Raw genomic sequence first — 26,214 nt, forward strand, 5'->3', positions numbered from 1 at the left:
CCGCCCGCCGACCCGGCCGGGGGAGGACGCGCGGAGCGCACAGGGGTGTGGTGAGCAGCCGGAACCGGCGGAACGGAACCCTCCGGCACAGCGTGGCCTGTTTACGGCTTCGGAAATCATGACAACAACGCACGAAGTGACGGTTGTTGAGGGTGGAATCCATGGAAAGCGTCCTGAACATCCCTTTGAGGAGCGGAACTTACGCGCCATCTGAATAGGGTCAAGAGTCGCGTTGGGATCGCTCTGGGAGGGTGCGCCGCCTATGCGCGGTGATGATCACCACACCACCTCCTCTCATGTGGCGGATCTTCATAGGGAGGCCACAGAATCTGCGCCATCTGCCGTCACGCGTGGTCCAGCTCGGGTCCCGCCCAATGTGGTCCGGGGGGACCTTCACCGTGTCTGGTCGTTCTAGGCGTGCGCGCCTGCGTTCCACCCGAAGAGGCGTTGCCGCACTTCTGGGTGCGGCACTGTTCACAGGGCTGTTGCCGGCCCCCGCCCTCGCGCTTCCTCCGGATCCCGCGAGAGTCGAAGTCGGCAGGGAAGCCGTGCAGTTGGAGAGCCTCCAGCAGGACCTTCCGCTGGAGGGCAAGACCCTCGAGAAGCACCTGGACCGTCTCAAGGTCGAGGCCCCAGCCGATCAGACCGAGGCGCCCGCGGGGACCTCGGTCGCGCCGCGCGCCGATACCGGCCAGGTCACCTTCGCCACCTCCGCCCCGGCCGCCATGGCGGCCGGCGGCGGAGCCGTCACACCGGTCGAGGACCTGCCCGTCGGGTTGGGGCAGGCCGAGGGCCAGGCGGCACCCGCCGGCACCTGGAGCGTCTCCATCGACTCCCACGCGGGTGCGCTGGCCCAGGGGGTGAACGGCGTCCTCCTGGAGATCGACACTCCGGCGGGCGGCTCCGTCCCGGTCGACGTCCGGCTCGACTACTCCGCCTTCAAGAACCTCTACGGGGCCGACTGGGCCTCCCGGCTGAAGTTCGTCCAGTTCCCGGACTGCTACCTCAGCACCCCGGAACTCGAGGAGTGCCAGGCGTACACCGAGCTGGCGACCGAGAACGACACCGACTCCGAGACGGCCACCGCGACCATCGACGCCGCTGCCGCGACCGTCGAGGCCCCGGCCGCGGGCGGGGCCTCGACGCAGCTGATGAGCACCGCTGCGGCGGCCGATCCGGCGGGCGACAAGGCCGCCGTCGGTGTGGTCGACTCGGGTGACGGCGCGGGCGGAACGTTCAAGGCGAGCCCGCTCGCCGCCAGCGGCAAGTGGGCCACCACCGGTGCCTCCGGGGCGTTCACCTGGTCGTACCCGATCGCCGTGCCGATCGCGCCGGCCGGCCCCACGCCGAAGATCTCGCTCGACTACAACTCCCAGACGGTGGACGGCCGGACGGCCGTCACCTCGCCGCAGGCCTCGTGGATCGGCGAGGGCTGGGCCTACGAGCCCGGCCACATCGAACGCCGCTACCGTTCGTGCCAGGACGACACGAAGGACATGGCAGCGGGCAAGCCGAACAACGTGGGATCGGCCAACAAGACGTCCGACCTGTGCTGGGTCTCGTACAACGCCGTCATGTCCCTGAACGGCTCGACCACCGAACTGGTCCGCGTCGACGCCGACACCTACCGTCCGGCCAGCGACGACGGCACGCGCATCCAGCTCAAGACCGGTGGCACCAACGGCGACGACAACGGCGAGTACTGGGTCGTCACCACGGTCGACGGCACGGCCTACCACTTCGGGCTGAACAAGGTCGGAGCGGGGCACGCGGACACCAACTCCGTCTCCACCGTGCCGGTGTTCGGCAACCACCCCGGTGAACCGTGCCATGCCACGGCCTTCGCCGACTCGCGGTGCGGCGCCGGCAAGCAGCAGGCCTGGCGCTGGGGTCTCGACCGGATCGTCGACACGCACGGCAACGCCATGGTGGTCAACTGGACCCAGGAGACCAACTACTACGCGGTCCGCAAGAAGTTCAAGACGCCCGAGCGCTACTCCCGCTACGCCTACGCCTCCAGCATCGAGTACGGTCTGCGGCTCGCCGACCTCACCAAGCCCGCGGGCGTGGTCGAGTTCGCCACGCAGCAGCGCTGCCTGCAGTCCGTCGAGTTGTGCGCCGCGACGAACTTCGACAAGACCGACGACCCCGGCGCCTACCGCCCCTGGTGGGACACGCCCGGAAACCTCAACTGCAAGTCCGGCTCCGACCTCTGCCCGCCGTTCCCCTCCTTCTGGACCCAGCGCCGCCTGGAGTCCATCACCACCAAGTCGGAGCGTCCGGGCCAGACCGGACTCGGCAAGGTGGACACGTACACGCTCCACCAGTCCTTCCCCACCGAGTGGTACGACACCTCCCCGGGCCTGTGGCTCAACTCCATCACCCGTCGCGGCTTCGGGCCGGGGGACACCACCGGCACGTTGGAGTCGTCCGACGGCGTGAGCTTCGCGCAGTACCAGGTGGGCCCCCGCGACCCCCTGCAGAACAGGCTGCGCGACCGCCAGCTGCCCAACCTCGTGGCGGGCGACCCGCATCGCCCCGGCTTCACGCGTCCTCGCATCGGCGTGGTCTCCACCGAAGAGGGCGGGGACATCGAGGTCAAGTACACGGGAGGCTGCGCGGCCGAGCCCGCCACGGACAAGGGAAGCGCCAACGGGACCTGCTTCCCCGTGCGCTGGTCCCCGGACGGTGACGAGAAGAAGCCGGCCAAGGCCTGGTTCAACAAGTACGTCGTCGCGAGTGTCGTCGAGACCGACAAGGTCACCACGCACGGTGTGCCGGTCTACACCCAGTACGCGTACAAGGAACCGGCGTGGAGCAAGAGTGACGACGAGTTCACCAAGCCCTCGCTGAGGACGTACAGCGACTGGCGCGGCTACCGCGAAGTCACCACCGTCAAGGGCAAGAAGAACAACATCAAGGCCGGTGATCCCCAGGCCCAGTCCACCTCCACCACCCGGTACTTCCTCGGCGTCGGCGGCGCCGTCAAGGACTCGACGGGCAAGTACACCCTCGCCGCGGACGACGCCCGCCCGTTCGCCGGACAGACCGCCGAGACCCTCTCCTACGACCGCACCGCCGGCCGGGTCGTCAAGCGCGTCCTGACCTTCCCCTGGGTGAAGGAGACGGCCTCGCGCCCCCGCGAGGGCGAGGACGGGACGGCGCTCGAACCGCTGAAGGCGTACCGGACCGGAACGGCACGCACCGACACCGTCCAGACGGTCGGCGCCTCCTGGCAGAGCGTGCGCACCACGACCGACGTCGACACCACCTATGGGCTCCCGACGCGCTCGGAGACCTCGGTCGTCAAGCCCAACGGCACCGGCGAGACGCTGAGCGAGCAGCGCTGCACCACCTATTCCTACGTGCACAACACCAGTGCGTGGCTCATCGGACTGCCGTCCGAGACGAGGACCACGGCCACGCCGTGCACCGGCCACGCCACCGCGGACCCGGCGACCGAGGTCGTCAGCGTCACCCGCAGCAGTTATGACGACCTGGCCTTCGGAGCCGCCCCGGTCAGGGGCCTGGCCACCTCGACCGCGGTCAACGACGGCGCGGGCAACTGCTGTGCGCTGGTCACCACCAGCACGTACGACGCCCTGGGCCGACTGCGCACCGTGGCCAAGCCCGGAGAGGGCACCGTCGAGACCCGGTTCACCCCGGCGGACGGCGGCCCCGTGACCGCCACCACGTCGGTCCAGACGGTCGGCGGCCGGCAGCTCACGACCACCACCACCTTCGACCCCGGCCGCGCGCTGCCGCTGACCGTGACCGACACCAACGGCCGCGTCACCCGGCGTCAGTACGACGCGCTCGGGCGCCTTACCGCCGGATGGATTCCCTCGCGCTCCGCCGGGAACCAGACGCCGAGCGTGAAGTTCGGCTACCAGCCGGCCGTGGCCACCAGCAGCGCGACCAAGCCCGCCGCCGTCACCACCGAGACGCTCCAGGACGACGGCACCTACCACAAGCAGGTCACGCTGTACGACGGGCTCGGACGCGAGGTGCAGTCCCAGGAGGACGCCTTCGGCCCGGGGCGCATCGTCGTGGACACGTTCTACAACGACCACAGCCTCGTCGAGGAGAAGAGCGGGAAGTACCTGGCCAAGGGCAGCCCCACCACGGCGCTCTTCGAGCCCAGGTCGGACAGCGTCGTGCCGAGCAAGACCCGCACGCGCTACGACGGCATGGAACGGCCGGTCCAGGTCTCCACGTACTTCGGCTCCACCTTCAAGTACGCCACCTACACGACCTACGGCGACAACTACACCAAGGTCGACAAGCCCGGTTCCACGGTGCCGGTGACGGACACGTACACCGACGCCCTGGGCCGCGTCTCCTCGGTCCGCAGCTACACCGACGCCGCCGGCACCGCCAAGCGTGTCACCTCGTACGGCTACGACGCCCGAGGCAACCGCACCAAGGTGACGGACCCCGCGGGCAACGTGTGGACCTACGCCTACGACGCGCGCGGTCAGCTCGTCTCGCAGACCGACCCGGACTCCGGCACCTCCCTCTTCGCGTACGACGACGCCGGCCGACGTGTGAAGAGCACGAACGAGGCCACGGCGAAATCGATCTTCACCGAGTACGACGTGCTCGGCCGGACCACCTTCGTCCGCGAGGGCAACGCCACCACGACACCCGCCCAGGCCCCGGCCGAGGCCACCCTGGTGAAGGAGTTCACCTACGACACGGTGGCCGGCGCCGTCGGCAAGCCCGCCGCCTCCGTCCAGTACCAGGGGACGACCGCCTACACCAGCCGCGTCACCGGCTACGACACCGAATACCGGCCCACCGGCAAGCAGTTCGTCATCCCGGACACCGCTGCCACCAAGGGACTGTCCGGCACCTACACCTACGGCTACGAGTACACGACCACCGGCAAGCGGCTGGCGGTGACGCTCCCCGCGGTCGGCGGCCTCGCCGCGGAGAGGGTCGTCACCCGCTACGACGGCGACGGACTCGAGGAGTCCACCTCCGGCCAGGACTGGTACACCTCCGACGTCAGCTACTCGCCCTTCGGCGAGCCGCTCCGCGTGGTCAGCGGCGCACAGCCGGGACGCGTCTGGTCGACCAACTTCATCGACGAGCACACCGGACGTCTGGAACGGAGCGTCACCGACCGCGAGACCGGCGGCCCGCACCGCATCGCGGACAGCCGCTACTCGTACGACTCCGCGGGGCTCGTCTCCTCCCACGCCCGGGAACTCACCGACGCGTCGGGATCCGCCTGGGACACCCAGTGCTTCACCTACGACCGCCTCGGCCAGCTGGTCAACGCCTGGACCTCGAACATCGCGGTCACAGGCAAGGGCGTCGGCTGCAAGTCCGCGGCCGGCACGGTCTGGGGCCCGCGCACCGACGGCGAACCCAGCGGCGCGGGCGCCGCGGACGCGTCCGACACCGCGGCCGACACCAGCGGCAGCCCCGACGCCTCGCTGACCTCGACCCTGGCCTCCGCCGCACCGGCGTCCGGCACGGTCACCTCCGGCGGTGCGTCCTACTGGCAGTCGTTCACCTACGACTGGCTCGGCAACCGGGCCTCCCTCGTCGACCACGGCGCCACCGACACGACCTCCTCCTACACCTACGGCAGGACCGTCACCGGCAACGGCACCGGGCCCTCCACCATCGCCCAGCCCCACACCCTCCAGCGGATCGTCACCACGCCGACGGGAACGGGCAGCACCTACGTCTACGACAGCGCCGGCAACACCACGGACCGGGATCTCCCCTCCGGCTCCCAGGACCTGACCTGGACCCAGGAGAACCGGCTCGCGACGGCCACCACCGCTGCGGGCAAGACCACCTACGTCTACGACCCCGAGGGCAACCGCCTCCTGGAGTCCTCCCCCACGGGCGCGACGCTGTACCTGGGCGAGACCGAGGTCACCACCGACGCCACCGGCAAGGTGACCCGGGCCTCCCGCCTCTACAACCAGACCGGCGCCCCCCACGTGGTGCGCACGACACTCAACGGTGCCACCACCGGGCACAAGCTCACCGTCCTGATCGCCGACAACCTCGGAACGGCCCACACGGCCGTCGAGCTCACCGGCGCGCAGACGGTCACCCGGCGGGAGTCCAAGCCCTACGGCGAATCCCGTGGCACCAAGCCGTCCTCGTGGCCCAACAAGCGCGGCTACCTCGGCGTCGGTGTCGACGACACCGCCACCGGCCTCACCCACCTGGGCGCCCGCGAGTACGACCAGAGCGCCGGCCGGTTCGTCTCCGTCGACCCGGTCATGGAGATGAACGACCCGCTCCAGATCAACGGCTACGCCTACGCGGGCAACAGTCCCGTCGCCCAGTCCGACCCCACCGGGCTCTGCCCGAAGGACATCTGCGACGGGTACGGACAGCACGACAGCGCCAGCCAGGGCGGCGGAAGCACCGGTGGCACCGGCGGTACCGGCAGCACCGGGCAGGGGACCGGCAGCGGTACGACGGACAAGCCCACCAAGGGGCGCACCGGCGCGGAGATGGCGGCCGACAAGCTCCGCCACGACGCGGCCGTACAGGCGATGGCCGCCTTCCTGAGGGCCCTCTGGGCCAAGAACCCCGACGTGCGCGTCGAGACCGAGGTCCACATTCCCGGCGCGGGCCCCAAGGCGGACGGCTTCGCGGACATCGTGATGTACTTCAACGAGGACATCTTCATCTGGGAAGTGAAGTCCGCCAAGACGGCCGAGGAGGCCGGCCCCGCCCAGCTCGACCGCTACGTCAGCACCCTGAACAAGATCGAGCAGAAGAAGACGTTCGGTCGAACCGTCCACAAGGGCTGGGAACTCCCGCAGGTCGCCACCGTCGACCCCATCGACCCGCGCCTCATGCTCGTCGCCCAGTCCACCCGCAGCCGTCCCAACACCAACCGCGCCGGAGCGGAGTACAAGGGCGTCATCGGCTGGTGGACCCGGAACCAGAGCAAGAAGGCGCCCCCGGGAATGGAGCCCGTCCCCGTCTGGGCCCCGATCCCGATCCAGGCATGGCAGCCCACGCCCGAGCAGACGAAGACCATCGGCTGGGGCGCGGTCGCCCTGACGTTCCTCTACGTCGCAGGCAGGATCGTGGCCGACCCCATTCCCTGACGGCACCACCCGGTCGCTGAGGCGGGCCGTCCCCCACTGGGGGCGGCCCGCCTCGGCGTGCGACCTATACTCCCGAGCGAACGAAGAGCATGGAGGACGACCCGATGGACGCGTTCGCGTCGATGAATGCAGGCCTGAGCCACAACCTGTGCGTGGAACTGACCGTCCACGAGCCGGACCCTTCCCGAAGGGCCGACATCGCCTTCCAGTGGCTCACCGAAGGTGTCTCCACCGCCGACACGGACGGGCTCCTTCCCGCCCTGCCGGCGACCCCGCGGGTCTCCGCGGCGGGGTCCAGGAAGCCCTCCGTATCGGCCGCCGCCCAGCGCACCGGAGTCTTCGGCTTCCTCGACGTCTCCCCGGCGGACACCTTCGACGTCCTCTACAACCCCTACACGGCCGCCGCCCTCCCCTGGCTGAGGGACCACCTCGCCCGCTCTCCCGAATCCGCCGGCGCACGGATCGGAACCGTCGACCCCCACACCGGCCGGGAGACCCGCCGCATCAGCCTCTCGGTCACCTTCGACGAGGACCTGCCGGACTACGTCAAGCTCCTCTACACGGTCGACGAAGCCGAGCTCACCACTCCGTCCACCTCAGCCGCCGCCCACACCCGGCTCCTGGACACCGTCCGCTGGGCTGCCCACCGCTTCGACGTCGTCTTTGCCCACACCTCGTACGAACACGCGGGCGGCGCCACGGAACTGGAGCGCTACACCCGCGGCCCTGGCCGTGTCCCGAGCATCAACACCCCTCTGTGGCGCTCCCGACTCCGGGGCTACTCCTGGCTCGGCATCATCTCCGCCGACATCGCCGAAGCCCTCGGCGGTCGGACCGCCCTCGAAACCTCCCGGGCCTTCCACGCCGTCGAACCACTTCCGAACGGCTCGCTCCTCGTCCTCGCCACTCCGCGCTTCCCGGACTACCGCGACGAAGCGGTCGTCGCGGTGAAGCGCGCACTGGGCGACGCACTGATCAGCGGCGAACTGCGTCAGCCCCCACCGGTCCCCGGCCCTCCCACCACCATGATCGTCTTCGAGTGACGGAGACGTGTCGGCCCCGGGGTCGTCAGGCCCCGGCGGCCGCGCGGCGGATGGCGTCGAGCGTGCGCGCCACGTCGTCGTCGCTCGTCGACCAGTTGCTCACCGAGATCCGCATGACGCGTCTGCCGTGCCAGGTGGAGCCGCTGATCCACGCCGTGCCGTCGTCGAGGAGGCGGGCGAGCACCCGGTCGGTGCGTCCGTCGCCGCCGAACTCGGCGCAGACCTGAGTGAACGCGACCTCGTTGAGCACGGTCGCGCCGTCGATCTCTGCGATGCCGGCGGCGAACGCGGAGGCGTGCCGACACAGCCGCTCGACGAGGTCGGAGACGCCTGACCGGCCGAGGGACCTGAGGGCGGCCCACACGGTGAACGCCCTGCCGCGCCGCGAGAGTTCGGGCACCTTGTCGATGGGGTCGCCGTGCTCGTGCTGGATGAGGTAGTCGCCGCGCTGGCCCATGGCCGCCCGGACCGCCGACGCGTCGCGCACGATCGCGAGCCCGCAGTCGTAGGGGACGTTCAACGTCTTGTGGGCGTCCGTCGCCCAGGAGTCCGCGTCCGCGCAGCCCGCCGTCAGGTGGGCGAGGCGGGGCGAGGCGGCCGCCCACAGCCCGAACGCGCCGTCGACATGGACCCAGGCGTCTGCCTCGCGCGCCGCACGGATGCTCGCTGCGAAGGGGTCGAAGGCGCCGGAATGGATGTCGCCGGCCTGGAGGATCACGATCGTGGGGCCCTGCCCGCCGGCCGACAGCGCCCTGCGCAGGGCCTCGGGCTCGATGCGTCCTTGATCGTCCGCCGCGACCAGCTCGGGCCGGCCGAGCCCGAGGTAGCGCAGGGCCAGGTCGATGGCCATGTGCCGGGACTCGCCGGCGACGACCCGCACGGGCGGGCCACCCGTGAGGCCGTCCCCGGCGACGTCCCAGCCGGCGCGCCGCAGCACCGTGTCCCGCCCGGCGGCGAGGCACGTGAAGTTCGCCATCGTCGCACCCGTGGTGAAGCCCACGGAGCTGTCCCTCGGCAGGCCGAGCAGATCGAGCAGCCAGGCGCCGGCGATCTCCTCCGCCGCCGCGTACGCGGGCGAGACGGTGCGCATCACACAGTTCTGGTCCCAGGCGCTGACCAGCCAGTCGGCAGCCAGCGCGGCCGGCTCCGTGCCGCCCACCACGAACCCGTAGAAGCGGCCGCTGGGGAACGCGGTGAGCCCCGGCTCGCAGGCCGTGGCCAGCAGGTCGACGACGTCGGCGGGCGGGCCGGGGCCGGCCGGCAGTTCGGCACCGAGCGCGCTCACGATCTCGTCGACCGAAGCACGGGCGGGAACCCGGCGGTCGGGCAGGCTCCCCAGCCACCGGACAGCATGGTCGTACGCCTGTCGGAGCGCCGCCTCGCGCGGGTCCATACCTCGGACTATGCGACCGTCGCCGCCGCCCCGCAAGCCGACCGCCGAGGTACGTCGTCCCGAACGGAGTGCTCACCGTCGCCGGCGGAGGGGCACAGGCCGGCACCGGCCAGGTGGTCCCCCTTGTGCGTTCGACGGACTCGAAGGCCTCGACACGCGCCGGAGCGGCGCCGGAGCGCCCGCCCTCCCGCCTCAGACGATGACAGAGCCCTGTGACAGGAGCTGCACGACGGCCAGCCCCGCGACCGCGATCGCCGCCCGGAACGGCCATCGGCTGCCTTCACGCCACCTCGGGACCGTACCGACGGCCGCGGCGCATCCCGCCGCCGTCGCACACGCCCAGCCCGCCGCCCCTGCCGTCCCGGGCGGGCACACGGTGACGATCGCGACCGCGGCCAGCATCGTGACCAGGGAGAGCCGGCGGCAGGCCACGGCGCCGAGGCGTTGAGGCAGACCGCGGACGCCCGTCGCGAGATCGTCCGCGATGTCCGGCAGCGCGTTCACCCAGTGGGCGCCGACACCGAGCAGGGCACTCGTGGCCACGGCCCACCAGGCGGGCCAGGAGTGCGTCGGCGGGCCGAGCGTCACGAACGCGGGCAGGGACGCGAACCCGACGGCGTACGGCACGGGGGAGAACGGGGTTCGCTTCAGGACCAGGTTGTACGCCCACCCGCCGGCGATCACGCCCGTGAGGTGGACGGCCGCGGCGGCGAGGCCGCTGAGCAAGGAGAGCGGCACGCAGGCGACGAGCGCCACCACGGCGGCCACGGCGGCTGTCCGCGGACGCAGGGCCCCGGCGGCGATCGGTTTGTCACGCCGGCCGCTGGCGGCGTCCCGGCCCGCGTCCACCGCGTCGTTGCACCAGCCGATCGAGAGCTGACCGGCGAGCACCGCCGCTCCGACCGCCACGACATCCCCCGGCCCCCGCCCCGACACGGCGGCCAGAGCGGTGACGAACACCGTCACCGCGAGCGTCGGCTCCGGGTGGCACGAGTGGAGCAGCGTCACGAGCCGGTGTGTCGCTCGCACCGGAAGACCAGGGAGGTATAGAGACACGGGAGCAAGGTAATCGCGCCGTCGGTCGTGAGGAGACATCCCGGAATGCGTGTCCCCACAGTCGACCGGCTCGCGCCCGGCACACCTCCGGCGGTGCGTGCCGGCGGCGCCGGTCATGCGCGGCCCGATCCCGACGAGTGGCAGAGCGTCGTCGCCGCCGTCCGTACGGCCCTGCCGGAGCATCGATACGCCCAGGACGAGCTCACCGAGCTGATCGGCGACCTCTGTCTGGCCCCCGGAGCGGACCGCACGGTACTGCGCCGCCTGCACGGTGCCGCCGGGGTGCGGACCCGTCACCTCGCTCTCCCCATCGACCAGTACGCGGCTCTGCGGGACTTCGGCGAGACGAACGCGGCATGGATGACGGCCGGCCTGGAACTCGGGGAACGGGCTCTGACGTCCGCGCTCGACGCCGCCGGGCTGGCACCCTCGGAGCTGGACCTGCTGGTGTGCACCTCCATCACCGGTATCGCCGCGCCGTCGCTCGACGCCCGGCTCGCCTCGCGCATGGGCATGCGGCCGGACGTGAAGCGGATTCCCGTGTTCGGGCTCGGCTGCGTCGCGGGAGCGGCCGGTCTGGCCCGGCTCCACGACTACCTGCGCGGCCACCAGGGGGAGGTGGCCGCGCTGCTCAGCGTGGAGCTGTGCTCACTCACCCTGCAGCAGCGTGACGACTCGCCCGCCAACCTCGTCGCCGGTGCCCTGTTCGGCGACGGTGCGGCGGCGGTCGTCGCGCACGCCGCGCGGCCCGGCGAGCACCGGTCCGGTCGCCCGGCGGTGGTGGCCACCCGCAGTCTCCTCTACCCGGACACCGAGCACCTGCTGGGCTGGACGATCGGTGCCGGAGGTTTCCGACCGGTGGTGGACGCCGCCATCCCCGACGTCGTGGGAGCCCGGATCGGGCCCGACCTCCGGGACTTCCTCGCCGTCCACGACCTGGCTCCGGACGACATCGGGACCTGGATCTGCCACCCCGGGGGACCGCGGATCCTCACGGCGGTGGCACACGCCCTGGACCTTCCCGACGGCGCCCTCGCATCGGCTCACCGGGCCCTGGCCATGTCGGGGAACATGTCCTCCGCCTCGGTCCTGCGGATCCTGGAGGACGTCACCACCAACGCCCCTCCCGCGCCCGGCTCGTGGGGTCTGATGATGGCGATGGGCCCCGGCTTCTGCGTCGAGTTCGTCCTGCTGCGCTGGTGAGGGATCACGGAACATGCTCTGGTACACGCTTCTCCTGGCGGCCGTCGCCGCGGAACGCCTCGTCGAACTCGTCGTGGCGCGACGCAACGCGGCCTGGACCCTGGCCCGTCTCGGGGTCGAGTACGGCAGCGGTCACTACCCCGTCATGGTGGCCCTGCACACGGCCCTGCTCGCGAGCTGTCTGACCGAGGCCTGGCTGGCCCACCGGCCGTTCCTGCCCGTGCTCGGCTGGAGCATGCTGGCCGTCGTCGTCCTGGCCCAGGCGCTGCGCTGGTGGTGCGTCACGACCCTGGGCCCCTACTGGAACACGCGGGTCATCGTGGTCCCCGGAGCCCGTCTCGTCCGGGCCGGGCCGTACCGCTTCGCGCGCCACCCGAACTACGTCGCGGTCGTGGCGGAGATCGCGGCGCTGCCCCTGGTGCACAGCGCCTGGCTGACCGCGACCGTCTTCACCGCGGCCAACGCGGCGCTGCTCGCCGTCCGCATCCGGTGCGAGAACACCGCCCTGGGGCGGGTGAGCGTGGCGTGAGCCGCACGCACGATCTGCTGATCGCGGGCGGCGGCCCCGCGGGTCTCGCCACCGCGCTGTACGCGGCGCGGGCGGGGTTGGACGTCGTCCTGGCGGAACCGCGGGGCCTGCCCCTCGACAAGGCCTGCGGAGAGGGGCTGATGCCCGGGGCGGTCAGGGAACTGCGCGCACTCGGACTGGACGTGCCCGGCAGGCCGATCCTCGGCATCCGCTACCGGCAGGGCCGGCACCACGCCCGGGCGGAGTTCCGGCAGGGCCCCGGCCTCGGAGTGCGGCGCACCGTCCTGCACGCCACCCTGCACGCGGCCGTCGTCGCCGCCGGAGTCCCCGTCCTGCCGGTACGCGTGCGGGACGTGCGTCAGGACGCCGCGGGCGTCTCCGACAGTGCCACGGGTGTGCGCGCCAGGTGGCTCGTCGCCGCGGACGGACTCCACTCGCCGGTGCGACGTTCGCTGGGGCTCGGCATGCCCGGCGAGGGCGTCCCGCGCTACGGGCTGCGCCGGCACTACGCCGTGGCGCCGCCTTCCTCGTACGTCGAGGTCCATTGGGGTCCCCACGGCGAGGCGTACGTGACCCCGCTCGGGTCACAGCTCCTGGGCGTGGCGCTCCTGACCTCGCTGCGTGCGCCGTTCGACGAACAGCTGGCCGGTTTCCCCGAGCTCGCGGCCGCTCTGCCCCGCCGGGCCGCGGTCGGCGCCGTGCGTGGTGCGGGTCCCCTCCGCCAGAGGGTCCGCTCGCGCGTCCAAGGGCGGGTCCTGCTGGTGGGCGACGCCGCCGGCTACATCGACGCGCTGACCGGCGAGGGCGTCTCACTGGCTCTCGCCGGTGCCAGGGTCCTCGTCGATCAGCTGCGCCGCGGCTCACCCGGCGCGTACGAGGCCGCGTGGAAGCGGGCGACCCTCCGGCACCGGCTCCTGACCGACTGCCTGCTGCGGGCTCGGCAACGCCCCCGACTGGCGGACAAGATCGTGCCGACCGCGGCCCGGCTTCCCCGCGTCTTCGCCGTCGCGGTGAACGCCCTCGCCTGAGCCCCCGTCCGGTGTCCGTTCGGCGCGGGCGGTGGGAGCCTCGGGGACTCCTGGAGCCGACGGGACCAGCAGCGCCTCGATGACCTCGACGTACAACCTTGGGGGCCACGGGTTCGGTCGGCGCTCAGCCTTCCGGCGCGTCGAGACCCCAGACGTGGAGGACGTCGCGGGTCTCGGACAGTGTCGACCAGACACCGCCTCCCCACGCGGTCGGCTGGCAGGAGACCGGCGAGGGGTAGTCGATCGGCACGAAACCACGCGCGCCCGCGGTGTCGACCAGCCAGTGCCGGCCCTGTCCCCACTCCTCGTCGCTCTCGGCGGTCGAGACGACAAGGGTCGTCTCGTCGAGAAAGCCGCCGGCCCAGTCCCAGCAGACGTCCAGCTCGTCCTCGCCGGCGCCGGCGTCGGGGTCAGCGTGGGTGGGAGCGTCAGGGTGCCGGGGAATCGTTGCCTCGGCGTTCCAGTCCAGCGCCTCGACGACGGTGCCGCGAGAGTCTCGTACGGCGAGGGAGTCCTGGTCGTGGGAGACGGTCATGAGCCGGTCGCCCGAGGGACTGAGGCTCAGCAGGCACAGGTCGCCGTCCAGGCAGTCCACGATCAGTTCCTTCCCGTCCCACCGGCCCCATCGCAGCGGTGCGCCGTCCTGTCCCTCGCCGATGCTCAGCCCCATCTGGCGAGGATCGGTCGGGTGGGGAAGGTGAATGCTGCCGGCCGCTGCGGCCTCGGCGTCGGCCCGCGCGAGCACACGACCGTCCTCGGCGTCGATGACCAGCCACTCGTCGGCCGTGTCGGGGCTCAGCTCGCCCTCGGGCAACGGGCCGCGGACGTGGGCCCAGACGAGCCTGCCGTCCGCCGAGAAGCCGACCGAGCCGCTCTCCGGGTACCGATGGTCCTGCCGGTCCGCGTACGCGTCGTACGACGCGTGCATCTCCTGGCACGCGCCGTACCAGCACCCGTGGCGGACCTCCCAACGCGTCGCCCCCGACGGCTCCACCGCGCGCACGGCATGGACCCCGGCGAAGACGGCCAGACTCGCGTCCGGCGCCACTTCCCACGTTCCGCGACTCCGGGGCCAGGGCGCGGGGAAGCGAACCTCCGTCCCAGCGCGTGCGACGAAGGCGTCGTCCAGCGGCTGGGCCACGATCTCGTCGTCGCTCCGCTGGACGAGCATCCGGCGCCCGGGCGGCCCCGCGATCTCCGGCGGACCGGCCTGCGACGAGGGCAGGAGAGCGGCGACGGTGGCACGGAGCCGAGCGTGAACGGACAAGCGCATCTCCCAGGGAAGTCGAACTCGGGGAAGAGTACGACGCACCTCGGACATCGGCCGTGCGGTGCGGGGTTCGCCCAGGGCCGGCGCCGGGAGAACACGCGTGGCGACCCGGCCGCTGCGGGCCCGACCGGTCACCGGCGCGCGCCGCCGCCACCGCCGCGACGACTCACGGCCTCAGTGAGCCGCGGCGGGTTCCTTCCAGGCGGGCGCCGTCCAGGTTCACGCCCGCCGTCCTCGCCGCGACCAGGACGGCCTCCGACAGGTCCGCGTCGGAGAAGTCCGCGTCGCCGAGTTCGGCCGCGACGAACTTCACCCGGCGCAGGGAGGCGCCGGAGAGCCGGGTGCCGACGAGGCGGGCGCGGGAGAACACGGCGTCGTCCGCGTTCGCTCCGGTCAGGTCGGCGCCGCTGAGGTCGCAGAGCCCGGCGTTGACGCGGGTGAGGGTCGCGTTCACCAGCGTGGCACCGCGCAGGTCGGTACCCGTAAGGAACGCGTCGGTGAGGTCGCAGCCGCTCAGGTCGCAGCCGCTCAGGTCGGCGTAACTGAGGATGACGCCCGTCAGGTCCACGCCGCCGAGGACCACGCCGGCGAGCGGGATGCCGGCCAGGTCGTTCTCGGTGCCCCAGGGCAGGGTCCACTCGCGCACGAGGGCACGCCAGTCCCCGCCGCCGGCGAGGGCGGCGCGGATGCCGTCGAGGGCGGGGGCGTTCTCCGGCCGGGCCCACCGGTCCCGTACCTCGGTGGCGTGGCTGTTCTCGTCGGTCATGGGCGCACTGTTCCGTTTCTGGGGTCGGTCACGGCTGCTGCTTGATCTGGTGCAGGAAGCCTTTCACACGGTCCAGGTGGTAGACGGTCTCGTCGTGTTTCTTGAGGAGCACTTCGAGCCCGCGTTCGGTCATACCCTCCGGTAGCTTCTCCATCTCCTTCCACAGGGCCTTGCGGACGTTCTCCAGCCCGTTCGCGGCCTGTGTGAGGTCCTGGACGTGGTCGAACGGGGTGCCGTCCGGCTTGCGGGCCACCACCTCGCCGTTCGCCTCGCGCCGCGCCGCCGAGTAGTGGTTGTGGTTGGGCTCGGAGTTGATGCGGCCGATCGGGTCGGCCTTGATGTTCTCCAGCTTCTGGATGGCGTTCATCGCCTCGTCGCTGAGGCCGAGCCCGCGGTAGGGGGAGAGGCCGAGCGGGTCGGACCAGGTGACCGGGTTGTGGACGTAGGACGCCGGGTTGGGCGCGGGGAGGAGCCCCAGCGGGTCGGGGGTGAGGTAGCGGGCGGTCTCCGGGTCGTACTGCCGGAAGTAGTTGTGGTGGAGACCGGTCTCGGGGTCGAAGTACTGGCCGGGGAACCGAAGCGGGGTGTAGGCGGTGGCGCCGCTGTTCCAGGTGGTGGTGCCCCAGAGGGTGGCGCGGCTGTGCCAGGCCACCCGGCCGGTCTCGTCGACGAGTTCGGTGGGGGTGCCGACGAGGTCGGTGGCGATGGCGAAGAAGCGCTCGTCGACGGCCTCCCGCGAGGCGTCCGCGCCGAGGACGCGCTCCGTCTGGGCCAGTGGCTTGGCGTGCCGGTGGTCCCAGGTGAGGGCGACGGGGCGGGGCAACTCGGGTGCGGTCGTGACCTGTTCGCACAGGGTCGGGCCGTCCCAGGTGAACAGGGTCTCCTCGACCACCGTCTCGCCGTCGTCGGCGAGCCGCTGCTTCGCGGTGCGGCGGCCGAGCGGGTCGTACCGGTAGCGCCAGCGCGTCCCGTCGGGGGTGGTGACGGCGGTGAGGCGGCTCTCGGAGTCCCAGGTGTACCGCCAGGTGTCCGCCTTCCCGGAGAGCCGGGCGCGGCGGCGCAGGGTGATCCGGCCGCCGGAATCGTGCTCGTACCGGACCGCTCCGGCGCGGGTGAGGGTGGTCCCGGTGTAGCTGCGGGGGCCTGTGGCGTCCTGGCCGGGGTGGCCGCCGGGCCAGGACGCGGAGGTCTGGTTGCCGGAGGCGTCGTAGGCGTACGACTCCTTCCAGCCGGCGGCGGTGACCGTGGTGACGCGGCCGGTGGCGTCGAGGCCGTAGCGGAAGGAGCCGCGCAGGGCGTCGTCGAGCGCGGTGAGGTGGCCGTCGGCGCGATAGGTGTAGGCGCGGCGGTTGACGGTGCTGGTGCCGGCGGTCAGGTGCTGGCCGGCGAGCCGTCCGGCCCCGTCCCAGGACGTGGTGAGCGCGAGGGTGTCCCCGAAGGCGCGGCGCAGCTCCCGTCCGGCCGTGTCGTGGGCGAAGGAGATCCGCCGGGTGCCGCTGGTGAGCCGGGCGAGCCGGCCGGTGGCGTCGTACGTGTAGGTGGTGACGTGTCCGGTGGGGGTGATGCGGCGGGCGAGGCGTCCGGTGTCGTCGTAGGAGTAGGTGAGCGGGCGGCCGTCGACGAGTTCGGCCTTGAGTTCGCCGCGGCGGTCGTACTGCCTGACGAGCTCGCTGTCGGGGCCCTCGGCGCGGACCATCCGGCCGGCGGCGTCGTACGCGTAGGTGGTGACCGATCCGGCGGCGTCCTTGCGGACGACCCGGTCGAGCGCGTCCCGCTCGTAGCGGACGGTCTGGCCGGTGGGGGCGGTGCGGGCGGTGACCTGCCCGACCGCGTTCAGTTCGTAGCCGACGGTCCGCCCGTCGAAGTCGGTCTCGGCGACCGTGCGGCCGGCCCGGTCGTACACGTAGTCCCAGGTCAGCCCCTGGGGGTCGGTGACCCGGGTGAGGCGCAGGGCGGCGTCGTGCTCGAAGGCGTGGCGCGCGCCGTCGGGGCCGGTGCGGGCGGCGAGCAGGTCGAAGTGGGTGTACTCGAAGCGGGTCGTGAGGCCGTTGGGATCGGTGTACGCGGTGCAGTTGCCCTCACCGTCGTAGGCCCATGCCTCGGTGGTGCCGTCCGGGCGGACCCGCCGGGCGAGTTCGCCGTCCTCGGTCCACTCCAGGGTGGTGACGGCGCCGAGCGGGTCGGTGACGCGGACGAGCCGGCCGTGGGCGTCGCGCGCGCACCGTGTGGTGCCGCCGTGGGGGTCGCCGACCTCCAGGGGGAGTCCGGCGGGGTCGCAGCGGAAGGTGGTGACGGCGCCGGAGGGGTCGGTGGTGGCGACGAGGTGGCCCAGGTCGTCGTAGGCATAGCGGGTGGTGTGGCCGGCGGGGTCCGTGACGGCGGTGAGGTTGCCGCGCTCGTCGAACTCCTGGCGGGTCCGCCCGCCGTCGGCGTCGGTGAACTCCACGGGCAGGCCCCGGTCGTCCCGGACGGTGGAGAGGCGGCTGCCGTCGGCCCGGACGACCGCGAGCAGCCGGCCCTCCTCGTCGTACGAGAAGGCGGTCGTCCGGCCGAGGGCGTCGGTGCGGGTGAGGAGGTTCCCGCGGGCGTCGTGGCCGAGCCGGGTGGTGTGGCCGAGCGGGTCGACGGTGGCGAGGACGCGGCAGGCGCCGTCGATCAGGTGGCGGGTGACCCGTCCGTCGGCGGTGGTGAGGGTGGTGGTGCGGTGGCCGGTGGCCGGATCGGGGTGGCCGTAGGCGAGGGTGAGCTGGACGTGGCCCTCCTCGCCGCCCTCGCCGACGACCCGGTCGTGCTCGTCGTAGGCGTAGTCGTAGCGGCTGCCGTTGGAGTCGGTCCAGGTGATCACCCGGTGCCGGTCGTCGTAGGCGAGGGCGAGGGTGGCCCCGGAGGGCTTGATGACCGCGGTCAGGTCGCCGTCGGTGTGGCCGTAGCGGACGAGCTCCTGCCCGGTGCCGTCGGGGAGGCGCAGGGCGAGGCGCGTCACCCGCCCGTTCTCGGTGGTGACGTCGACGTGGTAGCCGGCCGTGTGGACGAGGGCGAGCGGGGTGCCGTCCTCGGTGCGGTCGACGGTGACGGTGTGGCCGTTGCGGTCCACCGTCCGTACGAGCCAGGCCTCTCCGTCGCCGCCGGGTTCGGCGCCGGCGGGCGCGGCGAAGTGCCGGGTCAGGCCGGTGTCCGGATCGGTGAGCGTGTAGTCGCCCGACTCGTGGCGGGCGAGCGGCCGGCGGCCGGTGCCGGACTCGGGGAGCGTGGGGAGGCCGGGCACGGGGTGCGGGTAGGGGAGCAGGAGGCCGTCGTCCGTGACGTGGACGACGCCCCGCGCGTCGATCTCCAGGTGCTCGTCGACGGTGGAGGACCACGAGGGGCCGAAGAAGCGCCCGGCCGTGTAGCCGGATTCGACGCGCCGGGTGAAGGTGAGCGGGAGGGTGCCGGGGAGGGAGACGTCGGTCTGGGGCAGGAACATCCGGCCCGAGGCGAGGTCCACCGGGTCGGTCTCGTCGACGAGTCGGTGGGCGTCCGGGCGGTTGTGGGTGCCGTTCGGCGATCCGTCGATGAGGCGGCGGGCGCGGTTGGCGTCGGACGCCAGGTCCGCTCCCTCGGCCGCGACCCGGACGCCCTTGACGGCCGCCCCACCGCCGGCGGTGGCCGCGGTGAGCAGCAGGTCGGGGACGAGCCGGCCGAAGCCCTCCGCCGGGTCCTTCATGAAGTTGTCGAGCATCTGCTTGCCCGTGCCCCACGGGTCGTTGGCCATGAGGACGAGGCCGGAGGCGAGGCTGTTGAGCTGGGTGAGGTACTCGGCGGGGTGGGTGAGGTTGTACGGGTCGGTGGGGTTGACGCTCCGGACGAAACTGAGCAGCCCGGCCGTGCCCTTGACGATTCCACCGCCGAAGTGGGTCTGCATCACCTGGAGTTCGTCGAGGCCGTCCATGGCCTGTTCGGCGTACGAGGGTTTGGGCGGAGCCGCGTCCCGGGCGGCCCGGACGGCGGTGCGGGCCGTCTCGGCGGCGGCGTTGCGCTGCTTGCGGGCCTCGGCGAGGATCTCCTGCGCCTCCTGCATGCCCGCCTTGCCGGGGTCGGTGAAGGCGCCAGGCTTGGGCGGCAGGGAGGCGGGGTTCCGCTTGTCGGCGGGCTGGGCGTTGTAGCCGTCGACGGCCTTGTTGTAGTCGTTGACGCTCTTGTTGTGCGCGTCGGCCGCGTCGGCGGATGCCTTGGTGCCCGCCTTCCACTTGTCGATGGCGGTCTGGGCCTGTCCCTGGGCCCACTCGACGGTGAGGCCGAAGCTCGCCAGCGCGTCGGCGGCCTTGCCGAAGGCGTCCGCGCCCTTGAACCACTTGGGCGGCTCGACCGCGACCTTCTCCCGGAACGCGTCGGCGGCCTCGCCCTTCACGGCGGACGAGTCGAGGCCCTTCAGCCCCTGTCCGACCTTCTCGAAGGAGGCCTGGAGATCCCGCAGATGGGAGGCGGTGTCCCGCAGCTTGGAGGGGCTGCCGTAGATCAGCTTGGTCTTGTCCTCGGTCTGCCCGAGGTCCATCTCGTCGACCTCCGCGCCCATCCGGTTCGCCAGTGAGCGCGACTGCTCGCGCACCCAGTCGGCGCCGGACTCCCAGCCGACGTCGTCCAGTCGGTCCGCGGTCCAGTTCCCGGCGTCCTCGACCCGGTTGCCGGCCCACTCGACGCCGTCCTCGACCGCGTCCTCGACGACGTCCGGAGTGATGTCGCTGATGAAGTCCCCGATACCCACGCTCAGTTCCCCCCGCTGTCCTGCTGCTGGGCCCTCTCCTCAGGGGACGGGCCGAAGGTCTCGTCCACGGCACGGTCGAAGTCGCCCTGGTCCACCCCGAGGAGTTCGTTGAGGATCCGTGCCCGGCTGCCGCCCTGGCCCTCCGTGAGGACCGCCCGTCCGGTGTCCTTCCAGGTCTGGGCGGCCTCGTCCCCGGCGCGCTGGAAGGACTCGGGGCTCCAGTCGGGGTCCAGGTAGTCCGGGGTGAACACGTCGCCCCAGTCCTGCTTGACGATGTCGGCCTCGGAGGCGTGCGGGTTGCCCACGGCGGAGTTCACCGCGATCTTGAAGGTGCCCTGGAGGTACTGGTCCTCCTCCCAGACGAGTCCGGCGGCGAGGCCCAGCGTCGCCGCGAGGGTGTTGGCGTCCTGGATCTGCGCCCGTACGCCCCATTCCCAGCGCTCGCAGTAGTCCTCGAAGTCCACCGAGAGACCGTGGTGCCCGGCCTCCATGCCGGTCATCGAGAGGTCGGAGAAGCCCTTGCCGAGCACGGCTCCCGTGCCCGTGCCGATGTCCCGGAGCTCGGCGGTGGCCGCGCGGATCCCCTCGGTGATCTTCTTGATGCTCTCCGCGTCGAACCGCAGGTCCTCCGGCCCGCCCCCGCTCATCGGACCCCACCGCCGGCGGACGGCCCGGCCGTCGGCCCGTCGGCCGGGAGGTCGATCGCCACGCCGTCGGGCACGATGCCCCGGACCGGCGGGAAGGCCATCGACCCCTCCGGATCGGCGATGTCGACGGCCACTCCGGCAGGGACGCCCAGGGCGGGGACGATCTCGTCGAGCAGCCGCGCCCCGCGCAGCTCCGCGAACTCCCACGCACCGCCCGCCTCGCGCCCGGCGTCCCCGCCGGCCGCGTCCCGGGCCCGGGCGAACCGCGCGAGGGCCGCCTCGTCGGTGAAGGCGCAGATCCAGCGCACCCCGCCGAACTCCGCCGTCCACAGACCCCCGGAGTCCACCGGGACGAGGACCAGGGCACGCCGAAGCTCCCCGACCAGATCCCTGGGGTCACCGAGCCCGGCCCGCCGCTCGGCGATCCGTTCCGCAAGTACCGTCGCTCCGCCCACCGCCCCGCCTCCCCGACGTCGTACCGGGGGCCTCCCCCGTTTCTCGGGAGTACACGCGTGTTCTCCCCGCCCGGTTCCCGGGATCGACCGCCGGTTCGAGGGGGGCGGTGTGCGTCTCCAGCGGCCCGGTGACCCTCAGTAGCGTGCACCCGGCCCCGGCCCCGGCCCCGCCCTGCCTCCGGCGCCCGCCCCGGCTCCAGCCCCGCTCCCGGCGCCCGCCACGGCTCCCGTCCCGGCCCGGGGATGCGGAGTCAACCACTCCTCGTCGGTCCAGATCACCCCGTCCGGGATCCGCTTCGCGTACCCGGCGTCCGCCTCGATCCGCCGCCGTACGCTCTCGTGCACATGGGCGCCGGAGGGGACGCGGCGCGGTCGGTACGTGAGCAGGGCCCACACGGCGCCCATGCGGTGCACCGTGCCCAGCGCGTGGCCGGCGTCGAGCGTGAGGTGCTTGCCGTACGCCTTCTTCCTGAGCAGGAGGCCCGCGTCGAGGGCGCCGTCCACGATCCACTTGAGCGCGACGGCGGGCAGCCTCGGGTCGTCGTCGAAGGTGCCGCCGACGTCTGAGTGGACTCCGGCGAACCAGGCCTCCTCGACGAGCGGGCCCGGTGCCCCCGGCTCCTCCGGCGGCAGGACGAGGTACTCCTCGTACGGCCGGCGCTTCTCGTCGATGGAGACGGCGTGGCGGACGCGGCCCACGTTGGGGATCCGGCGCGTGAAGAGCCAGCGCAGGTTCCAGCGCAGCAGTCCTGCGGCCTTGACCGAGTCCCAGATCCCCATGAAGTGAACGGGGATTCCGGTGCGGTCGTCCACCTTCCTGCTGAACACGCCCGCGAATCGGTGCAGTTGCCTCCAGTCGTCGTCGGTCCAGGTCCGGTTCTTGGCGTACACGGAGATCGCGTACGGCACGAGGTTCTCGGAGCCGGGCCGCAGCAGACCGACCGCCTTGAGTAGCCCCGCCAGGGCGCGTGCGGTGTACGCGCCGCGGCTGAAGCCGAAGAGGTAGATCCGGTCGCCGGGTTCGTAATGGTGCATCAGGTACGTGTACGCCTCGGCCAGGTTCTCCTTGAGTCCGGCGCCGAAGGCGAGGCCGAGGAGACGCGAGAGCTTCCGCGCCGGGACGGTCCAGGCGCCGGCGGCGGAGAAGGTACCGACGCCGGGGTCGTAGTAGGCGATCTGCGCCGTCGGGTCACCGAGGTCGAGCATCTCGTAGAGGTTGACGACATTGGTGTTGCCGCGGGCCTTCAGCTGGTTGCCCGTCCCGTCCAGGCACACCACGATGTTCTTTCCCATCACGGCCTCCGAGGGACATGAGCCGCTCTTCCTCCTATGCTAGAAGCAAAGCCTCCCACCGGCCTGCCAGTGCGTCACCTGGAGGTTCCATGGCCGGATTCACCGTTCACGTCTCCGATGACGTGGGCGTCGCGGCGACACACGCACTCGTCATCGGGGTCGGGGCGTACGCGCATCTGCAGGGCGGTCGGTCGCCGACGGACCACCCGGGCGCCGTGGGCATGCGGCAGCTCTCCTCGCCGCCCCTCTCGGCGCGCGAGTTCGCGAGCTGGATGATCGGCGGGTACCACGACAGGAGCAGACCCCTGGGGAGCCTCGCGCTGCTGTTGAGCGAGGCCGCGCCCGCGCCCTTCGTCCACCCGGCGACGGGCGCGCAGCACGTCGTGGAAGAGGCAACCATCGACAACATCGTCGCCGCCGTCACGGAGTGGAAGGACCGGGGCGACCACGACGACGCCCGGCTCGTCTTCTACTTCTGCGGGCACGGCGTCTCCCTCGGGATCACCACGTCCCTCCTGGCGTCGGACGTCTTCGCCGACCGCAACAGCCCGATGAACGGCGCTCTGCAGTTCGAGGCGCTGAAGAACGGGCTCAACAACTGCCGTGCCGCGCAACAGGTGTTCTTCGTGGACGCCTGCCGGGCGGGTTCCGACACGCTCGTCAAGCGGGTGGGAACGGACAACCTCGGGCAGGTCCCGCTCAGCGGCAGCACCCTGCGCCCCGACGGCCTCGTGCCGAGGAAGCACGCCGTCTACTTCGCGACACTGCACGGCCAGGAGTCCTTCGGCCGCGCCGGTCGCGTCAGCCTGTTCACCGACGCGCTGCTCCGGAGCTTCGACGGCGCCGGGAGCGAGAACACCCAGGGCCGGGTGTGGCGGGTCACGACCCAGACCCTCATGCACGCGATCAGCCAGTTCATGCGGGCCATCCCCTTCGCGGGCACCCTCGCCGGGGCCGCCGTCCCGGCGAGCCCGGAGTCCTTCGACTTCGACTTCCACGAACTCAGGGGAGACCCGGTCGTCCCCGTGTACGTGGGCTGCGATCCCGCCGAGGACAACGCCCGCGCGGAGTTCGTCTGCCGGCACCCGGCCCAGGAGGAGCGGCGGCGCCCGCCGCCCGCCGACGACGAGGCGGACGACGGCGAGTGGCCCCTGTTCCTGCCGTTCGGACGGTACGAGGTCGAGGCCCTCCTCGGGCCCGGAGACACCCGCCGCGAGACGTTCGACGCCCGCCCTCCGATGTTCCGCGTCGTCCTGGCCAGACCATGACCGCCACGCTCGCCGTGCGGCTCCTCCTGTCTCCCACCGGGGAGTTCAACGAGGCGGTGATCGTCGGCGACATCCGCCCGGCCGACCTCGACGGCACCTCGCTGCGCAACGTCCTCATCCCCTGCGGGCGTTCGCCCGAGCCCACCTCGTACCCCGTCGCCCCCGGACGCTACCTCGTGTCCGCGACCCTGCCCTCGGGGATGGTGCTGACGAAGGACGCGGAGGCCGTGGAGGGCCGGTCGGCGCCGGTGGACTTCGACATGACCGACTCGCCGTACGGGACGCACGCCTGGCAGTACCTCATGGGCAACATCGAGCCCGAGCGCGTCTACCACGGCGCCACCGAGGTCCCGCTTCCCGAGTCGGTCGCCTCGCGGTCCATGGTGGCGCCCGCCGTCGGCGAGGACGGCTTCCTGCCCGAGTCCGCCGTCGAGGTCTCCGCGCGCGCCACCTGGGTCGGCGACTCCCTGCCGGCCCGCTGGTCCTACGCGTCGATGCTGGCCCTCGAACAGGACCCCGCGATGCCGTCGGTCGCCCCGCTGATCGCCCGAAGCGCCCCCCGCCCCCTGCCCGCTCCCGCCGAAAGCGGGGCCGACGTCACCCCGCTCTACCGGTTCGGCCCCGACGGCCCCGTCCCGGCCCCCGGCGGAACGGCGCCGGCCCCCGGCGGGCCGGTCGGCGAGCGGCAGTTCCTCGTCGTGGAGGCGGCCGGAGCCGTACGACTCGTCACCCTCCCCCTGCCCTGGGGGACCAGTGACGTCGAGGTCCTGGTCAACCTGCGGCAGAGCCCGACCGGCAGCGCCGTGGCCGTGACCGTACGCGACCCCCGGCTCGGGGCAGGACTCGCCTATCTGGCCCAAGGCGCCCTCGACAGGGCGGCGCACCTCCTCACCGACGTGGAGAAGGCGCTGCGCTCCGATCCGCCGAACCCGCTCGCCGCGGCCGCCGGATCGTACGTCCTGCTCGGCACCGACCACCGGACCGGGGAGACACACTGGGACCCGTGGCTGCGGCTGCTCGCCGACCGCCACCCCTGGCTCAGCGACGGCGCGATCCTGAGGGCCGTACGGCTGCTGCGCCGGCCCGGGGCCGACCCGCAGGAGGCCCGGAACGGGCTGATCGACGCCTTCGACCGCGGGATCCCCTTCTACACGCTCGGTCTCACCTGGCTCGCCGACGGACTCGCCGCGTACCCCGACGACCCGGAGTGCGCGTCCCGGCTCGACCAGGTCCGCCGGCTGTCCTGGCTGGCCGACATGCGCGAGCCGTTCCTCATCCTCGACCTGCGTCAAGGGAGCGCGTGATGATCCGCCTCAGCATGCTGCCCGCGGAGGACGGCGACTGTCTGCTCCTCGAATACGGCAACGACGACTTCGTCCGGCGGATCCTCGTCGACGGCGGCCGGCGGGGCACCTACCCGCGGATCAGACCGCTCCTGGCCGGACTGGACGGCCGCATCGACGTGCTCGTCGTGACCCACGTCGACCAGGACCACATCCTCGGCGTACTGGCGCTGCTCGGCGACCCCGAGCGGCCGGTGGAGCTCGGTGACGTGTGGTTCAACGGCTTCGACCACCTGCACGACCGCGAGGTCTTCGGCGCCGTCGACGGGGAGCTGCTCACCACCGAACTCATGAACCGGCAGCTCCCCTGGAACGCCGCCTTCGCCGGCCGCAGCATCGAGGTCGACCACCCCCCGACCTGGTTCGACGACGGCTCCACCATGGAGGTCCTCGCTCCGGACCGCCGGCTCCTGGAGTCGCTGATCGACACCTGGAGGACGAAGTGCGAGGAAGCCGGCCTGATCCCGGGAGTCGACCCCAAGGAGAGGCAGCCGGAGGCCGGGATCGAACGCTTCGGGGCGATCGACGTCGACGCCCTGGCCGCAGCGCCCTTCCGGCGCGACGGCTCCCCGACGAACCCGACCAGCATCGGCCTGCTCTTCGAGTTCGAGGGCACCCGCATCATCCTCACCGGGGACGCGGACGACCCACGCCTGGTCGCCTCGCTCCGCCCGCGCGCCGAGGAGGAGAACGGCCGGCTGCGGATCGACGCCCTGAAGGTCGCCCACCACGGCAGCGCCAAGAACCTCTCGAACAACCTCCTCGGCCTCCTCGACTGCGGCCGCTACCTGATCTCCACCAACGGGAGCGTCCACGGCCACCCCGACGACATCGCGATCGCCCGGATCCTGAAGAACGGCGGAGCGACGAAGGACCTCTTCTTCAACTACCGCGAACGAGCCGCGAACTGGGACGTGCCCGACCTCAGGGACCGGTTCGGCTACACCGTGCACGCCCCGGCGCAGGACGACGAGGACGGCTTCATCACGGTGGAGTTCTGAACACGATCCGTCACGGTGGAGCTCCGGACACGACCGGGCCCGGCCCACGGCTCTGACCGGGCCCGGCAGCCCACGCCTCCGACC

Annotated in this window: 16 protein-coding genes; 8 read left to right on the forward strand and 8 right to left on the reverse strand. The window is 72.2% G+C overall.

Features of this window, described 5'->3' with window-relative positions; translation table 11 throughout:
* Window positions 1-374: 374 nt before the first annotated feature.
* Together ACIP84_RS08830 and ACIP84_RS08835 are read left to right on the forward strand one after the other, a co-directional pair.
* The gene (locus tag ACIP84_RS08830) at window positions 375-7,094 is read left to right on the forward strand and encodes an RHS repeat domain-containing protein (RefSeq protein WP_401797089.1); all 6,720 of its coding nucleotides are present in this window, start codon (window positions 375-377) and stop codon (window positions 7,092-7,094) included.
* Window positions 7,095-7,198: 104 nt separating this feature from the next.
* Window positions 7,199-8,137 (forward strand): hypothetical protein, encoded by a 939-nt coding sequence (locus ACIP84_RS08835; protein WP_401796282.1) that lies wholly within the window; start codon window positions 7,199-7,201, stop codon window positions 8,135-8,137.
* Window positions 8,138-8,162: 25 nt separating this feature from the next.
* Here ACIP84_RS08835 and ACIP84_RS08840 read toward each other — a convergent pair whose 3' ends face one another.
* Both ACIP84_RS08840 and ACIP84_RS08845 read right to left on the reverse strand, forming a co-directional pair.
* A complete protein-coding gene (locus tag ACIP84_RS08840) occupies window positions 8,163-9,530 on the reverse strand; it encodes a pyridoxal phosphate-dependent decarboxylase family protein (RefSeq protein WP_401796285.1) in 1,368 nt (455 codons plus the stop codon).
* A gap of 192 nt (window positions 9,531-9,722) precedes the next feature.
* Window positions 9,723-10,625: a UbiA family prenyltransferase gene (locus tag ACIP84_RS08845; RefSeq protein WP_401796288.1), complete on the reverse strand. Its 903-nt coding sequence runs from the start codon at window positions 10,623-10,625 to the stop codon at window positions 9,723-9,725.
* A 6-nt stretch (window positions 10,626-10,631) separates the two neighbouring features.
* On the opposite strand from ACIP84_RS08845, the gene ACIP84_RS08850 reads away from it, so the two are divergent.
* Genes ACIP84_RS08850 through ACIP84_RS08860 form a run of 3 tightly spaced genes read left to right on the forward strand, consistent with a single transcriptional unit; the run spans window position 10,632 to window position 13,346 of the window.
* Complete coding sequence (locus ACIP84_RS08850; protein ID WP_401796291.1) at window positions 10,632-11,789, forward strand: type III polyketide synthase; 1,158 nt, start codon at window positions 10,632-10,634, stop codon at window positions 11,787-11,789.
* Between the two features lie 13 nt (window positions 11,790-11,802).
* Window positions 11,803-12,318, forward strand: a complete 516-nt coding sequence (locus tag ACIP84_RS08855) for an isoprenylcysteine carboxyl methyltransferase family protein (RefSeq protein ID WP_401796294.1) — start codon at window positions 11,803-11,805, stop codon at window positions 12,316-12,318.
* Window positions 12,315-13,346, forward strand: a complete 1,032-nt coding sequence (locus ACIP84_RS08860) for an NAD(P)/FAD-dependent oxidoreductase (protein ID WP_401796297.1) — start codon at window positions 12,315-12,317, stop codon at window positions 13,344-13,346. The genes ACIP84_RS08855 and ACIP84_RS08860 overlap by 4 nt, the downstream gene beginning before the upstream one ends.
* Window positions 13,347-13,470: 124 nt before the next feature.
* Here ACIP84_RS08860 and ACIP84_RS08865 read toward each other — a convergent pair whose 3' ends face one another.
* The 6 genes from ACIP84_RS08865 to ACIP84_RS08890 all read right to left on the reverse strand — a co-directional run bounded on the left by ACIP84_RS08865 (window position 13,471) and on the right by ACIP84_RS08890 (window position 22,518).
* Window positions 13,471-14,613 (reverse strand): hypothetical protein, encoded by a 1,143-nt coding sequence (locus ACIP84_RS08865; protein WP_401796299.1) that lies wholly within the window; start codon window positions 14,611-14,613, stop codon window positions 13,471-13,473.
* A gap of 169 nt (window positions 14,614-14,782) precedes the next feature.
* Window positions 14,783-15,382 (reverse strand): pentapeptide repeat-containing protein, encoded by a 600-nt coding sequence (locus tag ACIP84_RS08870; protein WP_355959155.1) that lies wholly within the window; start codon window positions 15,380-15,382, stop codon window positions 14,783-14,785.
* A gap of 28 nt (window positions 15,383-15,410) precedes the next feature.
* The gene (locus ACIP84_RS08875; protein ID WP_401796302.1) at window positions 15,411-20,123 is read right to left on the reverse strand and encodes a putative T7SS-secreted protein; all 4,713 of its coding nucleotides are present in this window, start codon (window positions 20,121-20,123) and stop codon (window positions 15,411-15,413) included.
* A gap of 2 nt (window positions 20,124-20,125) precedes the next feature.
* The gene (locus tag ACIP84_RS08880) at window positions 20,126-20,770 is read right to left on the reverse strand and encodes a hypothetical protein (RefSeq protein WP_355959152.1); all 645 of its coding nucleotides are present in this window, start codon (window positions 20,768-20,770) and stop codon (window positions 20,126-20,128) included.
* Window positions 20,767-21,225, reverse strand: coding sequence for a hypothetical protein (locus ACIP84_RS08885; protein ID WP_401796305.1), 459 nt, complete (start codon window positions 21,223-21,225; stop codon window positions 20,767-20,769). The genes ACIP84_RS08880 and ACIP84_RS08885 overlap by 4 nt, the downstream gene beginning before the upstream one ends.
* Window positions 21,226-21,360: 135 nt before the next feature.
* The gene (locus ACIP84_RS08890) at window positions 21,361-22,518 is read right to left on the reverse strand and encodes a DUF2235 domain-containing protein (RefSeq protein ID WP_401796307.1); all 1,158 of its coding nucleotides are present in this window, start codon (window positions 22,516-22,518) and stop codon (window positions 21,361-21,363) included.
* Window positions 22,519-22,607: 89 nt separating this feature from the next.
* Between ACIP84_RS08890 and ACIP84_RS08895 the strand changes: the two genes are divergently transcribed.
* The 3 genes from ACIP84_RS08895 to ACIP84_RS08905 are packed head-to-tail and all read left to right on the forward strand — an operon-like array spanning window position 22,608 to window position 26,130.
* Entirely contained in the window at window positions 22,608-23,786 is a 1,179-nt protein-coding gene (locus tag ACIP84_RS08895) for a caspase family protein (protein ID WP_401796309.1), read from the forward strand.
* The gene (locus tag ACIP84_RS08900) at window positions 23,783-25,090 is read left to right on the forward strand and encodes a hypothetical protein (RefSeq protein ID WP_401796312.1); all 1,308 of its coding nucleotides are present in this window, start codon (window positions 23,783-23,785) and stop codon (window positions 25,088-25,090) included. The genes ACIP84_RS08895 and ACIP84_RS08900 overlap by 4 nt, the downstream gene beginning before the upstream one ends.
* Window positions 25,090-26,130, forward strand: a complete 1,041-nt coding sequence (locus tag ACIP84_RS08905) for a hypothetical protein (protein WP_401796315.1) — start codon at window positions 25,090-25,092, stop codon at window positions 26,128-26,130. The genes ACIP84_RS08900 and ACIP84_RS08905 overlap by 1 nt, the downstream gene beginning before the upstream one ends.
* The last annotated feature ends 84 nt before the right edge of the window (window positions 26,131-26,214 follow it).

This window comes from Streptomyces sp. NPDC088707 (assembly GCF_044752725.1).
Taxonomy (GTDB): domain Bacteria; phylum Actinomycetota; class Actinomycetes; order Streptomycetales; family Streptomycetaceae; genus Streptomyces.